Here is a 14,611-nt window from a genome sequence, read left to right as displayed (position 1 = left end):
GGGCTTCGTCTTTACGCCTTCGGGGTGATGATTGGGAGCGACAGGTTTAGGCGGGCGAGATTCTTCTCCTCAAACTCGCTGCACCAGCCTTGCACTTCGGCTTCGTTGAAAATCTTGCCGATGACGCGGCGGAGCAGGCCCTTCAGGTTCGCATTCTCCACGTCACGCAGGGCGCGGATGGCTTCTTCCTGATACGTCTCAAGGAGCGTGTTCGCGCGGTCATCTGCCTTGAGTTCGCGATACAGCGCTTCGATGCGCTGGGCAGTAACACCTGCTAACGGCTGGCGTTTCCACCAAGATTCCAGTTGAGCAGCGGCTTCGCCTTTCGCGCGTTCGCTGGCGACGGCGAGGAGCAAGCTGGGACGTATGCCTTCGATGTCGTTCGTTTCGCCAGTGGCACCGAGATCGCTCAAGTCATCGCGGATCTGATAGGCGATGCCGAGGGCTTCGCTGTATTTGCCGATGGCATCGCGGAAAGGTTCGTGATTGTTCGCGTAAACGGCACCAAGTCGCAGGGCGACTTCAAACGCAGGTGCGGTCTTGCGACGGAATATATCGAGGACTTCGGTGGATTTCAGCGGGCCGGGATTGCGCGTCCAGCAGAGTTCGGCACCTTGACCTTGGCAGAGCTGGCGCTGACCTTCGGAGGCCACTATGAGCATCTCAACCTTTTGCGCGGCACTGGCACTGCACGCACCGATAAGGCGATAGCCTTCGCCGATGAGGAGATCGCCGACGTTCAGAGCGATGGCGGTGCCGTGTTCCTCGTGCAAAGTCTTCTCGCCATAACGAATCGCGTCGTTGTCCTCGATGTCATCGTGGATGAGCGAGGCTTTGTGGAAGCATTCTACGGCGACAGCGATTTTCTTGAGATCTTCCGGCAAGGGCGCAGTCGTCTCTTCGCGCAAAGCTTGATAAGCAGAAACGGCGAGGAACGGGCGCCAGCGTTTACCTGCGCGGCCAAGCCATTCGCGGGCGATGCGTTCGGTCTCGCCTTCCGCCGGTCCCATGATGGACATGAGCGAATCGGTCGAGAACCACGTATCGACATCATTGCGCAACGCAGTGAGATCAAGGCGGCGAGTCTTGTCATCGCTCGTGAGATGGATGACGTCCCAGACCCAGTCGATATCCACCGTGGTATCGATGCAATCATCCTGCAAAAGCGGAATCGCGATGCCGGGAACGGCGGCGGCTTCCATGTAAGGGAAGGCGCGTTCCAGCACGCTCAGGCAACTGACACCCACGATGGCGTCAATCTTGCCCGTCTGGATGAGCGACATGACGATGGCGGAACCTTCCGCCACCAGTACCGCGTAACCGAGGCGTTCCGCTTCAGATTGCAGATCTTGAATCGTGCACAGACCGCACTGCTTGCAGAGCAGGCCAAATTCATCGAAGGGCGCGGGGCACTTGCTCTCCACGCGCAGGCACTTGGGCAGGAGTAGGAGGCGGCGCTCGTAAGGGATGGTCGCTAGGGTTTCGCGCCAGACCTCGTTATTCAACAAGACACCGATGTAATCGCGGTAAATGGGATCGAGCTTGAGCCGAGCGATCAGCGTATCCGCATGGACTTTGAGATCCTCCATGGGCACTGGCGGGACGAATTGGGTCTCGGCCACATATTGCCGGACGGCCTTCTGGACATGGTCGCGCTGGATCTTCGTCTGCGGGATGTTCTTCTTCGGCGGACGAATCCGCTGAAGCGGCACCGGACGCGGTATGGTAAGTGGCGCGGTTTGCATGACCGTCAATTCAGACGCCCAGACCCGTTCTTCGGTTCAACCATTTTTCCGAAATGGAGCAGGTTTTAGGCTTTTGGTTAATATCAGAGGAGAGATGCGACGGGTCGAGCCTTTAATGTGTGCCAAAGGGGGCATACAAGGCTAAGCTTTCGGCTCCTGCGCCGCCAATGCCGCATTCGCCTTGGCCTTAGCTTCCTCCGCCCGGCGGGCGATCTCTTCAGGTGATGGCAGGGACATGAGGACTTCGGCGGGAATGTCACCGGATTGAGCCAGCTTCACGAGGCACTTTTGGCGTTCGCTCAAGGCCTTGTCGGCATCGCGTTCCTTGCTGAAGCGGGATTGAGCCTTCTCACTGCGTTCTCGGAGCATGTGATAGACATCGCCGCCGAGCAGGGCAGAGATATCGATCTTCATCTTCTCGCGGTTCAGGTCTTTATCACTGACGATATCGCCATTGATCGGACCCGCCTTGTACTTCGGGAACATGATGGCAGCTTCTGGACAGACGCGCGAGCAGGCGGGGCAGTTCGTCTTGCAGTTATCATTGTTCTGCACCTGGATGCGCTGGCCGTTATCCACGCCATACACACCGAAGAGGCAGAAGCTCAGGCACTGCATGCAATTCGTGCAGCGGTCGTAATCAATGACCGGGAACCACGGCTTCCAATCCCCTTGCTTCACCGCGCCAGTTGAGGTGCGGATACCATCGACCTTCGCGATGACTTGTTCCGGCGCGGTATCCTCAAGGTTCTCAAAGCGCACGGCAACTTGGCCGCTGGAATCGGTCGTCGTCTCCGGCTTTTCAGCACCAAAGCGGCCGAGGACCAAAACGGAGCTTTTATCCGCTGGCGACACAGCGCGTTCACTGCCTGCACGGGTGACAGCATAGCCCTGTCCCAGCAACGTGCTCAGGACGGAGTAGCGTTCTTCCGCTGCCAGCGTGGTCGCACCATTTCCCTCATAGAGGACGATGCGCAGAGTGGATTGATCAGCTAAGGCCATGTAAGTTAAGCGTTGGCGGTTTCAGCAGAGGGTGCATCCGAAGCGGTTACTTTCCCGGTGGGCACATTGGGCTTCAGCTCCAGACTCAACAAGCTGGCAGCGGCATTCTCAGCGGTCTCGACACGCAGATTCACCACTTCCGTTTTATCGAGTGGCAGAGGCGCATTCGCCGCCGCAAAGAGCCATTTCACCGCACGCGGATAGCAGGCCGCGACTTTGATGGCATTGCCTTGCGTGAGACGTTGCAGAGCAGGGTCACGGCGGGCTGACATCTCGCACAGATCCGCCACCGCTTCGAAGGGTACGCCGGATTCGCACAGCTTGCGCAGCACGGCGTCCTTCACTTCTTTCGGGACAATCTGCGCGTACTGGCAATGGCAATACAAGATTTGTGGCGACTGGGACATGTCGGGAGCAAACTACCCTGCCGGAAGCAAATTGCCAATCGGAGGTTTTACGGTTTTTCGGCCAAACAAAAAGCGCCGGTCCGAAGACCGGCGCTTTCATGACTATTTTAGTTCAGCTCAATTCGCCACGAACGAAACATCCGTCGAATTGAGCTGGATCACATTCGGCAGCTCGCTCTCGCTCACTTGCAGCACGAGCGTATTCACGCCCGGTTGCAGCGTGAGGCGCAGTTCCTTGCCGATTTTGATTTGCTTGCCGTTCAGCCAGCCATCGGTGATCGGACCGCCGTTCAGAGTGAACGTCGCGGCACCGCCCTTGGCGGAGGAGAATTGCGTGGCCGCGAACACACCGCGCGTGTTGCGCTTCCACGTCATCGCCGCATCGATGTCTTCCTTCGGCAAAGCACCGCTCACGCGGGCAAAGACCGGCACCCAATCCGCGAGCGTGAAGTCACCCTTCACCACCGGCTCCACGCCAATATGCTGGTTCGGGCTGGTGACCGTGTAGATGCGCCAGAGACGCGGGGAGCTGCCCTTGGAAGCATCGTATTCGCCCGGCTTGCCCAGCATGGAGAGGAACTTGATCAAGTCCAACCGCTCCTCAGGCAACAGGCCATCCACCAAGCCGCTCGGCATGAGGGAGGCACCATTGCGGCGTTGCGCGATGTTGTTCTTGGCCACGGAGACTTCCTGGTTCGCCGCGTTGCGCACGATGACTTCGCGATCTGTCTCGCGCACGAGAATGCCGCTAAACTCCTGTTCATCCTTCGTGGTGATGAGGATGGAGTGGTAGCCTTCCTTGATCTTGCGATTCGGGTAAAGCAGGGACTCGACGAGATAATCCGCCGGCGCACTCGCACCGATGCTCGTCATGTCTGGACCGACCTTGCCACCCGCACCACCGATGGCGTGGCAGGCCGCGCAGGCCAGTTCCGCTCGGCGATAGATGCGCTCACCGCGTGCGGCATCACCCTTTTGCAAGGCTTCGGCAGCGATGGCTTGCAACTCTGCCGTGGTCAGTTCCTTGTCGGAGAGCGTCAACCCGGCCTTCTGCAAGAGCACCGGAACGAGGGCCTGATTTTGAGCGCCTTCACGCGCCACGCGCAGACCGACGAGCGCGGTGTTCTTCGGCAAGTCCACATTGCCCAACGCCGCCGCGAGCTTGTTGCCCGCATCGCGGATACCCAGCAATGAACGCCAGAGCGATTGCGCCTCCGCATCATTCGTCGTCGCCTTGAGCGCTTCGATGATGGCTGGCTGTGCATTATTAAAGCTCAATCCGGCGAACACCACGACGGCCTGACGGCGGATCTCCGCCGGTTGCGAAGCCGCAGTGAGTTCTTTCAAACCGTTCACCACTGGCCCTTGCGCGCCCATGTCGCGCAGTGCATCAAAGGCGGCATTGCGCACGTCCACCGGAGCTTTCGCATCACCAGCGGCTTGCAGCAACTGCGGCACGAAGGCACCGATCTTCCAGGTGCCTGCGAGCTTGAGCGCGGCGGCACGTACTTTGTTATCCGTGGCTTTCAGCATCGGCGCGAAACCCGCGAGGTCACCACTCGGGCGCACATTGCGCAGACGGGCGGCTTCACCGAGCGATTGGAACACGCGCAACGCAGCGGGTTCCACGAATTCACCCTTCAACAACTGGTCGAACATGCGGCGCAGTTCCGCCGGACCACCGGCCTGGCCGATGAGCTCAATCCATGGACCGCTGCCATTGTGCGGGAGCGGCTTGTTCGCGAACAGACCGGCCAGCACGTCGGTGGCGAGTGCGGGCTCGACAGCTTTGAGACCGTATTCGAGCTGCGCTTCGCGACCTTCCACCTTCCAGTTGCCAGACTTCACTTCCGCGAGCCAAGGCTTCGCGAGATCATTGATCGTGAGCCAGAGCGCGTACTCGAGGAACGGGTCCATCGGCTTCGTCAACACGCTGAGCGCGAGATCGGCGGAACGCGCGCCGGGGAACTGGCTGAGCGCGCGGACTGCTTCCATACGCACGCGCGGATATTCATCCGTCACCAGCTTCTCGATCAACGCGAGGTCTTTCGCCGTATCACCACCGGATTGCTTCAACTCCACCCACTCGACCAAAACGCGTGTGGCGGCCGCGCGGATGCGGCCATCCTTCGCTGCGAGCATCTTCTCCAGCAGGTCGCGATTGGTGAGATTGAACGTCTGATGCAGCCAGAGCGCTTGCAGCAAAGCCTTCTCGTCCTTTTGCTTCTTCGTCCACGCGGTCAGATCTTTCGTGACCTTGTCGGCGCCACGTTCGGCGAGCACGCGACGGGCTTGTTCTTGGTTGAAATTGTTCGGTGAGAGCGTTTGTTCGAACAGCTCCGTGTTGCTCGCCTTCGCGAGGTTCGGGAGCTTGAGCGGCTTGCTGCCCTTGTAGCTCACGCGCCAGATGCGGCCATGGGAGCGGTCGCGGCGAGGATCGCGGAAATCCACTTCACCGTGCTGGATGATCGGGTTCGACCAGTCGGCGATGTAGATCGCGCCATCCGGGCCCATCTTCACATCGATGGGGCGGAAGGAATCGGCCGTCGTGCGCATCACGTCCGGCATCTCTTTCGTCACGTAACCGGCACCTTGATCGCTGATGCTGAAACGCACGATGCGATGCGCGCGGAAATCGCACGTGATCATGTTACCCTGCCAATCCGCCGGGAAATGCTCGCTGTGCACCACTTCCAGACCGGCGAACTTCGGATAATTGCCGGGGCTTACACTGCCGAGGATGCGGCGGGCGCGGGCGTAGGTGAAATACATCGCGTCCGGCACACCGTAGTTGATGCCCTGACCGCCGGCACCATCCGTGAGGAAGGACTGGCCGTAAGCATCGAATTGATGACCCCACGTATTCACCCAACCACGGAAGAGGACATCCATGTGCAAGTTGCGCGTATCCAGTTGGAACACGCCACCGCTCTTCAGGCGCACGACCCCGTGCGGCGTCTCCACATCAGAACGCGTGTAGATGGACTGGCTCATGTAGAGGCGACCATCGTGACCCCAGTGCAACGTGTGCAGATTGTGATGCGTATCTTCCGTGCCGAAGCTGGAGAGCACGATGCGCTTCTGGTCCGATTTGCCATCGCCATCCGTATCCTTGAAGTGCAACAGTTCCGTGCTTTGCGCGACATAGACGCCGCCATCACCGGGCTCGAGGCCAGTCGGGATGAGCAGACCATCAGCGAACACCGTGGATTTGTCGGCCTTGCCGTCCTTGTTCGTATCTTCCAACACGATGACCTTGTCCGTCGCGGCCTGACCGGGTTCGATCTGCGGATACACTTCCGAGCTAACGACCCAGAGGCGGCCTTGCGAATCGAAATTCATCTGGATGGGCTTGTGCATCTGCGGATTCTCCGCCCAAAGCGTCACCTCGACATTGTCCGCGAGGGTGAATTGCGGATGCGGTTGCGGCGTGAACTTCGCAGCCGCCGCACCTTCACGCGGCTTGGCCGCCTGGAGGTCGGCTGGCGGATTCGGGATCGTCAGCTTGCGCAGCGCGGCGATCTTCTTTTCTTCCGTTTCGATCAAGGGATCGAACTGCGGAATCTCCACGGCATTGCGGCCCTGTTCCTTCTTACGGAAACCGAAGATGTAAGCCATGTTTGCCGGGCGTGAGCGGTGGAAATACCACTCGTTCTTGCGCAGGATGACTTGGCGCAGGGGCTCAGCGGCTTTGTTGGAAGTCCACGTACCATTGCTGCCGAGCAACGATTTCTCGATCGCCTGAGCCGCGCTCAGATAGCCGTCCTTAGTAAGGATGATGCCGTCCTCCGTCAGACGCTCGGAAGCCTTGGCTGCCTTGAGCGAATCCAGCGCGACGAACGGTGCCTGCTTCGTTTTTGCGATTTCCGCGATGGCAGCCGAGTAAGCCTTGATCTGAGCATTGTGCGCTGCTGCATTTGGCCACGGAGCGGACAATTGCTCATGGCTGATCGGGCCCAGGAAAACAAACCTCGCACCGGGCGAAAGCTTTTGAATCGTGTCGAGCAATTGGTTGTAATCCGTCTTGAACTTCGCCAAGCCCGCCTCGCCATCGAAGGAATTGGCCATGCCGTAACCCAGGAACACCACTGTAGGCTTCGTCTCCTCGATCTGCTTTTGCAGCAGGCGCCAGCCTTCATCGGCGGGTTCCAGACCGGCTTGCAGCAAACTCAGGCCGAAACGGGAATCACCCACCGGCGTATCGGCGGACCAGCCGATGTTGCGGAAGGTCACATTACGATCCGGGAAACGGGTGGTGAGCATCAGCTCGATCCAGCCATAGTGCTGTTCCCGCTCGATGAACGTGTCACCGAGGAAGACCACACGGTCTCCATCTTTCAATTCAAAGGATTGCGCGCTTACGGCGCTGGCGCCGATAAGCAAGGCCGCTCCCACAGCCAGCAATGCGGCGAATGTTTTCGTCAGTTTCATGCGATAGATAAAATGTTCCCAAAGAGACAAAATGGATATCCGTCCTTCTTCTGTGTCGGTCATTTTCAGACGACACCGGCGGACGGCCATTCAAACTTTGGGCAAAATGCGTCTGTTGATTAAGCCTGAGTGAAGGAAAGCGGGCAAGGGACAAAGAAGGGCGAGGGCACCATTTGGACGTGATGATGCCGGAGCAAACCGGTCTGCCCAACTCTGGATGTTGTGAAGGTTACGAAACTTAGAGCGGTTAAAAAAAGGATGTAGCCGGGTGGAGCGAGGATTTTTGGGTTCTGGCGAGGCTTTGGCGAAGGTTCCATGGACCCTGTGACTGAGCCGAAACGAAGCCAGAACCCAAAAAGACCGCCCTTCTCATTCTTCAGCCACCAGGCTACAGGATTTGTTAAACCGCTCTAACCGTCTCGAGAGCCAGTTATGGGCTTTAGAGGATAGAAGTTCGGGGATATAGCACCCACGAATACACTCGCGACTATGTCAGAAATCGGGGAAAGACAAGTAGCCGTCCCGGCGCTGTCATCACGTGCCATCAATCAGCAATTTCTACAGCCTTCCTTCAGATTTGTTCATGACAGGCTCCTGGTGATTTACCCCCTCGGCAGCTTCCCATCCCGGTCATGCTTTGGCACCTCGCGCACGGGAATCGTATCTTTCGGCCATTCCTGCGCCCATTTGCTGCGTTCCTCTTCGCTTGCATAATATCGAAGCCACATCTGCACATCTTCCTCGCTCCCGCTGCCCACCACATCCAGATGCCACGCGCCACCTGGGATGATCTCCTCGCGCAATCCATCTTCCCAGAGATACGTGTAGAGCTCGCGATCGCTCAGGTGATTCGTGTTATGCAGAAAGAACCCGCGCTTGCCGAGCGCTTGGATCAACTCGCTTAACTTCGCCGTGAGCGTCGCGTCATCCATCGTCTCCGCCTCCGGCAGTTTAAATCCCTTGGCCACCAACTTATCGAACGGCTTGATCCAACCCTCAGACTCCACGCGTTTAACGTTTTCCAGAAACGCCTCTTCCAAATCCGGCGGACAGTTCGGTGATTTCAGGCTCGTGAATTTCTGTCCCGTGATGTCCTCGATCTCCTGTTCCAGCCGATGGATGCGTATCTCCTGCTCCACGTCGTTCAGGCCCAGCGGATCTTCCTCTTCATCCGCGCCACCGAGCAGCACGATCTTTTCTTCCGAGAAATCGAAGTCCGCCTTCACGCGGCCCGAGTGCGGATTCGGCGGGCACGGCTGCGGCAGATACCGGTCCCGGGCATACGGCAGATCCGCATGCTCCGGCATGTCCTGCACATCCGTTCCGCGCTGCCACAATGCCTTGTCCGCCTGGTCTGCGTAATATTTAAGGTACAGATAATTCTGCTTCTCACCTGCGAACTCCAGCAGATCGAAATGACAGTTCGTGCCGTAATGATGCGAGAGATCGCTCGTCACCTCCGGCAGCACCTTCTCCAGCAAAACTGCATAAAATTCCCGATCGCTCAGATGATCGCTGCTGTGGAAAAAGATGCGGTTCGCCGCCAGCGCATAGATGATCTCCCACAGTTTTGCCGTCAGGGAATTCTCCGTCAGCTCATCCGGATGCGCTACCGATACATTCCGCCGCTGGAGCAATTCCATGACCGTCGCACGGGGCGCATTCTCCACCGTGTCCAGTTCATAGAAAGGATCCTCCGGCTCGCCGGAAAACGGATTGAGGGAACTCATGCCAGAGACGATGACACAAAACCGTAACAAAGGAAACGCCCAATTTATCACCCTTTTTTGCCAGCTTTTTCGCGAGTCCGTCCTTCACGCGTTTTTCGTCTCCAATCGATTCATAAATCCCTGCCAAAATCGGCGGGGAGTGTTTCTGGCGGCTCAACTGGAAACCCACAGCTAGGAACTCTTCTGCTTGCGCAGGCAGATCGCCCGCACCAGCATCATTCCCAGCCATGCGCCAAAGGAATCCAGCAACACATCCCACGCGGAACCTTGGCGCGAAGGGATGAAGGATTGGTGGACTTCATCCGTGATGGCATAGAGGCTGGCGATCAGCCACGCGATGAATGCGGTGCGCGTGTGCCAGTGTTCCCGTATCCAGCGGACTGGCTGCGGTCCCAATGCCCGCCAACAGAGGATGGCCAGGATGGCGTAGCCCACGGCGTGCCCAGTCTTGCGGATATAAAATTGTATGCCCCACACCGTCTCATCACTTATGTTGCCGAAAAACCAGCGCAACAGCGGGCCGATGATACGGGAAGTGTTCTTCGCAGACCCAGCACCCGTGGAGACGAGGAAAATCAGGGTCATCCAAAGTGCAGGAGGAATCCAGCGCAGTAACATCATCGGCCAGAATTTTAAGAGGAGATTGAAGGCGAGGCAACCATGGGGAGATGAGATTGGGCCGGTCGTATTGCGGAATAAAAAGTCCCGTTTTTTCTTAAAACTGCCCCAGGTAGAGAAACTAATAGGGGAAGCCGGTGTTTCAGTGGCGGCCAAATCTCCAATGAATATGTATTATGCTACCGTGGTTCATGGCTAAAAATACACCTAACCCTTAGCAAAAACCACCCAAAGTGCCTATGGTCATTTAAGCAAAGTTAATCCAATGATTGAAGCGTCGCCCAAAGAACTTTTTCTATCCTATGATGAGGCCGTTTTTTCTATTACTTTCAATGGCGAGTTTCTTGTTTTTGATGGGCTGCGGAGGCGGGGGGGAGGAAGCCATGCCCCCAGCAGCTCCCTCTCCAGCTCCGGGGCCGGCAATAGAAGCTACGGCACCTCTGACTCCGACACCGACAGTCTCCGCGCCTCCTGTGGCGACAGCACCTCCGACAACAGCACCAGATCCTTTTGAGTCCATAAAGGTTGACGCGGCCACCGGGACAACGAAAACGGACTTGGAGGCGTTGCAAGCGGTGGTTGATGCCTACGCCGTAGGGGTCGACGGGTTGGGTGCGCCGGCTATTCCCAGCCTTGATGTCTTGGTGACCAAAGGATTTTTACGGAGAATCCCCACTCCGCCTGCCGGGAAAAAATGGGCATACGATTCCGCCAAATGGAAAGTCTCCCTCGTAGATCAATAACCATCCAACCTATGAAAAGATCATATCCTTTACCTGTGTTGACCGAGCCTCGCTTTAAAGCGGCTTTCACATTGATTGAACTGTTGGTGGTCATTGCCATTATCGCCATTCTGGCCGGCATGCTTTTGCCTGCCTTGGCCAAGGCCAAGCAACGCGCGATTGCCAACAATTGTCTGACCAACCTGAAACAACAGGGCGTGGGCATGATGATGTACTCGGGTGACAACAAGCAAAAGCTTCCCTACGGCACGCTGCAATCGGTAGCTGCGGCTGCCGCTCAACACTACTCATGGGATGATCTGATCATGGGGTATTTGGGTGCTCCCTATACCATTGGCGATGGACAAACCAATTGGCGAATAGCTTGGGATAAACAGGCCTCACCGCCGGTTTCAAAACCTATTCTCAAACAGTTTGTATGTCCGGCCGATAAAATCGACTGGCCCGGTAATTTGCAAGATCCGACCACCCAGCGCTATGGCGGAAATAAACGAAGCTATTCTATGCCATCTCATAGCATGGACCACAATCATGGTGGTCGTGGAAATCACTGGCCGCCAAATCCCTACAGCAACTCTGGCATTGGTCTTTGGTGGACTTCCGGCGAACAGCACGCCAGTGCTTGGAACACGGCGGACGGCGACCGGGCCTCAACAACTGGCGATCCGAGACTCTATGCCCGCCGTCAAGCCGCCATCTATGACCAATTAATCCAGGACAAGACCGCAACGATGATGCTCACGGAAAAATTGACCATCGATAACCTGTTGGGAAACACCGGTCACTCTATCATCGATTGGCCACGTCAACCCACAGCCGATGGTGGTCATCTCCAATACTCTCAGGGCTACGCAGATGGTACTCATCATGGCAACGGAATGTTCAACTACCTGTACCTGGATGGTCACGCTGAGATCAAAGACAAGACAGCCACATTGGGGAACACAAATATCAATACAGCATTGAGCACGGGAGAATGGACAATCAATCCGAAGGATTGATTTCGCAGACTATTCGCTTGGGCAGGAATCTCAAAGCGGCGAGCTTACCGGCTCGCCGCTTTTTTCTTTGAGCTTGGCACGTACAGAATTTTAGATGGCCCGATGTTCATCCATGGACGCATTTCAATGAATATCATTCATGCCTTAAATGGCTGAAACTGCCTTTGACGTTCCGTGGCAAACCGTTAGGGTAGCGACGTGTTCGGCAGCATATCGCCAATACAGTCTGTTGTGCAGCCGCTTGAGACGCCACGCGCATGAAGCTTTCCTTTGGCCAATACCAGCTCGACGGGTTCTTCGATGAAATGTTCTCCGCGCCGCATCGCGTGCGCCCGCATTACCGCCGGTTGCAGGAGCGGTTCCAGAAGCTCACCAACGAGGATATGGAGCAGCGCCGCCAGATGGCCGATCTCTCCTTCCTGAACCAAGGCATCACCTTCACCGTTTACAGTGACAATCAGGGCACGGAGCGCATCTTCCCCTTCGATCTCGTGCCGCGCATCATCCCGGGCAAGGAATGGGAACGCATCGAGCTGGGCCTCGTGCAACGCATCACCGCGCTGAACCTGTTCCTGCATGATATCTATCACGGCCAGATGATCCTGAAGGATGGCGTGATCCCGCGGCATTTCGTGGAGAACGCGAAGCACTTCCGCCCAGAGCTGATGGGCTTCGATGTGCCGCGCAATATCTACATCCACATCTGCGGTACGGACTTGGTGCGTGATGATTCCGGCCAATACCTGGTGCTGGAAGATAACGGCCGTTGCCCGAGCGGTGTCTCCTACGTCTTGGAGAATCGCCAGACGCTCAAGCGCGTGTTCCCGAATCTTTTCGAGACGTACAGCGTGCGACCCGTGGAGCAATACACGGAAGAGTTGCTCAAGCTGCTGCAATACATCGCGCCGCACGGGAAGCCGAATCCCACGGTGGCCGTGCTCACACCAGGTATCTACAACAGCGCGTATTTCGAGCACTCATTCCTCGCGCGGCAGATGGGCGTGGAAATCGTGGAAGGCCGCGACCTCGTCGTTCGCGATAATCACGTCTTCATGCGCACGACGAAAGGTCTGCAAGCGGTGGATGTGATCTATCGCCGTATTGATGATGATTTCCTCGATCCACAAGTGTTCCGTCGCGATTCCATGCTGGGTGTGCCGGGCATCGTGGGAGCTTATCGTGCGGGCAATGTTTCGTTGGCGAATGCCATCGGCACGGGCGTGGCGGATGACAAGGTGATGTATTACTTCGTGCCGCGCATGATCAAGTATTACCTCGACCAAGATCCGATCCTGCCGAACGTGCCGACGTATCTCGCGAGCGAACCGGAGGACATGAAGTACATCATGGATAATCTCCCGAAGCTCGTGGTGAAGGCCGCGAATGAAGCGGGCGGTTACGGCATGATGGTGGGTCCGCATTCTGATACGAAGACGATCGAGAAATTCCGCAAGCTGGTGAAGGCCGATCCGCGCAATTACATCGCGCAGCCGACACTCGGCCTCTCGCGCAGCCCATGCTGGGTGGATGGAAACTTCGAGGGCCGTCACATCGATCTGCGTCCGTATGTGCTCTACGGTGAGAAGGTGAGCATCATCCCGGGCGGATTGACGCGCGTGGCGTTGAAGAAGGGTTCGCTGGTGGTGAACTCTTCACAGGGCGGCGGTAGCAAAGACACGTGGGTGCTGGATGGAGACGAGTAGAACGTGCCATGAGCATCGAACGGCATAACGTGTGGGAAAGGTTCAGAGCCCAAACCACCCTCGCCCCTCGGAGGGGAGAGGGCCGGGGTGAGGGGTGCCGGGTTCGGATTGTTAATACCGTTTTTGAGAGAGGGCACCCCTCATCCTCAATCCTTCTCCCCTCCGAGGGGCGAAGGAAGAAAGCAGAAAAGCCTAATTTTCGCGTATGTTAAGCCGAGTTGCCGATGGTCTTTACTGGATGGGTCGCTACGTGGAACGCGCCGAAAACGTCGCGCGCCTCGTGGACATCAACCTGCAACTGATGCTGGATGCGCCCGCGCAACAGGCCGCGCTGATGTCGAAGAACTGGCTGCCCATCGTCGCGTGCTTTGGTGATGAAGCGGAGTTCCGCAAGAAACACGCGAATGCCGAAGTGCAGGATGTGATCGATTTCATCGTGTTCGATCGCAGCCACACGAACTCCGTCGTGGGCAGTCTCTGCGAAGCACGCGAGAACGCGCGCACCATCCGCGAACAGATCACCACGGAGATGTGGGAGGAACTGAACCGCACGTATCTCTGGCTCACGAGCAAGAGCGCACGCCAGGCCTTCGAGCGCAATCAGTACGATTTCTTCCAACGCATCATCCAGACGATGCAACTCTTCGGCGGCATCACGAACACGACGATGCTGCACGGTGAAGCGTGGGATTTCATTCAGATGGGCAAGCACCTGGAACGCGCGGACAAGACCACGCGTATACTCGACGCCGAATTCCATCTGATGAAACAATGCGGCAAGAATACCGGTGACAGCCTGTTGCAATGGCTCTCGGTTTTGCGTATGTGCAGCGCTCGACAAACGTATCAGCGCATCTATGGCGCAGGCGTGCAACCGGTGAAGGTCGCCGAACTGCTCCTGTTGAATGCGGATCTGCCGCGCTCGGTGCTTTTCTGCATGCGACATGCGGATGATTCGCTGCGCCGTATCTCGGGCGTGGCCCCGGGACGTTTCTCGAATCGCGCGGAGCAATTGAGCGGACGTTTCCTTTCCGAGCTCACCTTCAGCCGCATCGACGAGATATACAGCAAGGGCCTGCACAAGGCGATGGATGATCTGCAGATCCGCTTCAACCAGATCAGCGCGGAGTTTTACTCCACCTACATCTATCATCCGGAGCCGGAGATCATCATCTCGCCTGAGCCGGTGCAGCAGCAACAAGTGCAGGTGCAATAGTTCAAAGGCGAGGTG

The 14,611-nt window shown here is 57.2% G+C and carries 9 protein-coding genes; 3 read left to right on the top strand and 6 right to left on the bottom strand.

The genetic code is table 11. The annotated features are described in order from the left end of the window. Positions 1-11 precede the first annotated feature (11 nt). The 6 genes from VGH19_22230 to VGH19_22205 all read right to left on the bottom strand — a co-directional run bounded on the left by VGH19_22230 (position 12) and on the right by VGH19_22205 (position 9,900). Positions 12-1,745, bottom strand: coding sequence for a polyprenyl synthetase family protein (locus VGH19_22230; protein ID HEY1174099.1), 1,734 nt, complete (start codon positions 1,743-1,745; stop codon positions 12-14). Between the two features lie 141 nt (positions 1,746-1,886). Then, on the bottom strand, positions 1,887-2,747 hold the full coding sequence (locus tag VGH19_22225; protein HEY1174098.1) for a ferredoxin family protein: 861 nt from the start codon (positions 2,745-2,747) through the stop codon (positions 1,887-1,889). A 5-nt stretch (positions 2,748-2,752) separates the two neighbouring features. Beyond that, positions 2,753-3,154, bottom strand: a complete 402-nt coding sequence (locus tag VGH19_22220; protein HEY1174097.1) for a hypothetical protein — start codon at positions 3,152-3,154, stop codon at positions 2,753-2,755. Between the two features lie 117 nt (positions 3,155-3,271). Then, positions 3,272-7,585 carry a PVC-type heme-binding CxxCH protein gene (locus VGH19_22215; protein HEY1174096.1) on the bottom strand — a complete coding sequence of 1,438 codons (4,314 nt, stop codon included), beginning with the start codon at positions 7,583-7,585 and terminating at the stop codon, positions 3,272-3,274. Positions 7,586-8,187: 602 nt separating this feature from the next. Beyond that, on the bottom strand, positions 8,188-9,315 hold the full coding sequence (locus VGH19_22210; GenBank protein ID HEY1174095.1) for a hypothetical protein: 1,128 nt from the start codon (positions 9,313-9,315) through the stop codon (positions 8,188-8,190). Between the two features lie 171 nt (positions 9,316-9,486). Further along, positions 9,487-9,900 carry a VanZ family protein gene (locus VGH19_22205; protein ID HEY1174094.1) on the bottom strand — a complete coding sequence of 138 codons (414 nt, stop codon included), beginning with the start codon at positions 9,898-9,900 and terminating at the stop codon, positions 9,487-9,489. A 787-nt stretch (positions 9,901-10,687) separates the two neighbouring features. On the opposite strand from VGH19_22205, the gene VGH19_22200 reads away from it, so the two are divergent. The 3 genes from VGH19_22200 to VGH19_22190 all read left to right on the top strand — a co-directional run bounded on the left by VGH19_22200 (position 10,688) and on the right by VGH19_22190 (position 14,596). Continuing rightward, positions 10,688-11,677 carry a type II secretion system protein gene (locus VGH19_22200; protein HEY1174093.1) on the top strand — a complete coding sequence of 330 codons (990 nt, stop codon included), beginning with the start codon at positions 10,688-10,690 and terminating at the stop codon, positions 11,675-11,677. A gap of 257 nt (positions 11,678-11,934) precedes the next feature. After that, positions 11,935-13,380: a circularly permuted type 2 ATP-grasp protein gene (locus tag VGH19_22195; GenBank protein ID HEY1174092.1), complete on the top strand. Its 1,446-nt coding sequence runs from the start codon at positions 11,935-11,937 to the stop codon at positions 13,378-13,380. A gap of 205 nt (positions 13,381-13,585) precedes the next feature. Beyond that, on the top strand, positions 13,586-14,596 hold the full coding sequence (locus VGH19_22190) for an alpha-E domain-containing protein (GenBank protein HEY1174091.1): 1,011 nt from the start codon (positions 13,586-13,588) through the stop codon (positions 14,594-14,596). The last annotated feature ends 15 nt before the right edge of the window (positions 14,597-14,611 follow it).

The organism is Verrucomicrobiia bacterium (assembly GCA_036405135.1).
Lineage (GTDB): Bacteria > Verrucomicrobiota > Verrucomicrobiia > Limisphaerales > JAEYXS01 > JAEYXS01.
This window is presented reverse-complemented; position numbering and strand designations above follow the sequence as displayed.

Coding starts and splice junctions, on each gene's coding strand:
- VGH19_22200 (HEY1174093.1), top strand. CDS start 10,688: ATGAAAAGATCATATCCTTTACCTGTGTTGACCGAGCCTCGCTTTAAA.
- VGH19_22215 (HEY1174096.1), bottom strand. CDS start 7,585: ATGAAACTGACGAAAACATTCGCCGCATTGCTGGCTGTGGGAGCGGCC.
- VGH19_22220 (HEY1174097.1), bottom strand. CDS start 3,154: ATGTCCCAGTCGCCACAAATCTTGTATTGCCATTGCCAGTACGCGCAG.
- VGH19_22210 (HEY1174095.1), bottom strand. CDS start 9,315: ATGAGTTCCCTCAATCCGTTTTCCGGCGAGCCGGAGGATCCTTTCTAT.
- VGH19_22190 (HEY1174091.1), top strand. CDS start 13,586: ATGTTAAGCCGAGTTGCCGATGGTCTTTACTGGATGGGTCGCTACGTG.
- VGH19_22225 (HEY1174098.1), bottom strand. CDS start 2,747: ATGGCCTTAGCTGATCAATCCACTCTGCGCATCGTCCTCTATGAGGGA.
- VGH19_22230 (HEY1174099.1), bottom strand. CDS start 1,745: ATGCAAACCGCGCCACTTACCATACCGCGTCCGGTGCCGCTTCAGCGG.
- VGH19_22205 (HEY1174094.1), bottom strand. CDS start 9,900: ATGACCCTGATTTTCCTCGTCTCCACGGGTGCTGGGTCTGCGAAGAAC.
- VGH19_22195 (HEY1174092.1), top strand. CDS start 11,935: ATGAAGCTTTCCTTTGGCCAATACCAGCTCGACGGGTTCTTCGATGAA.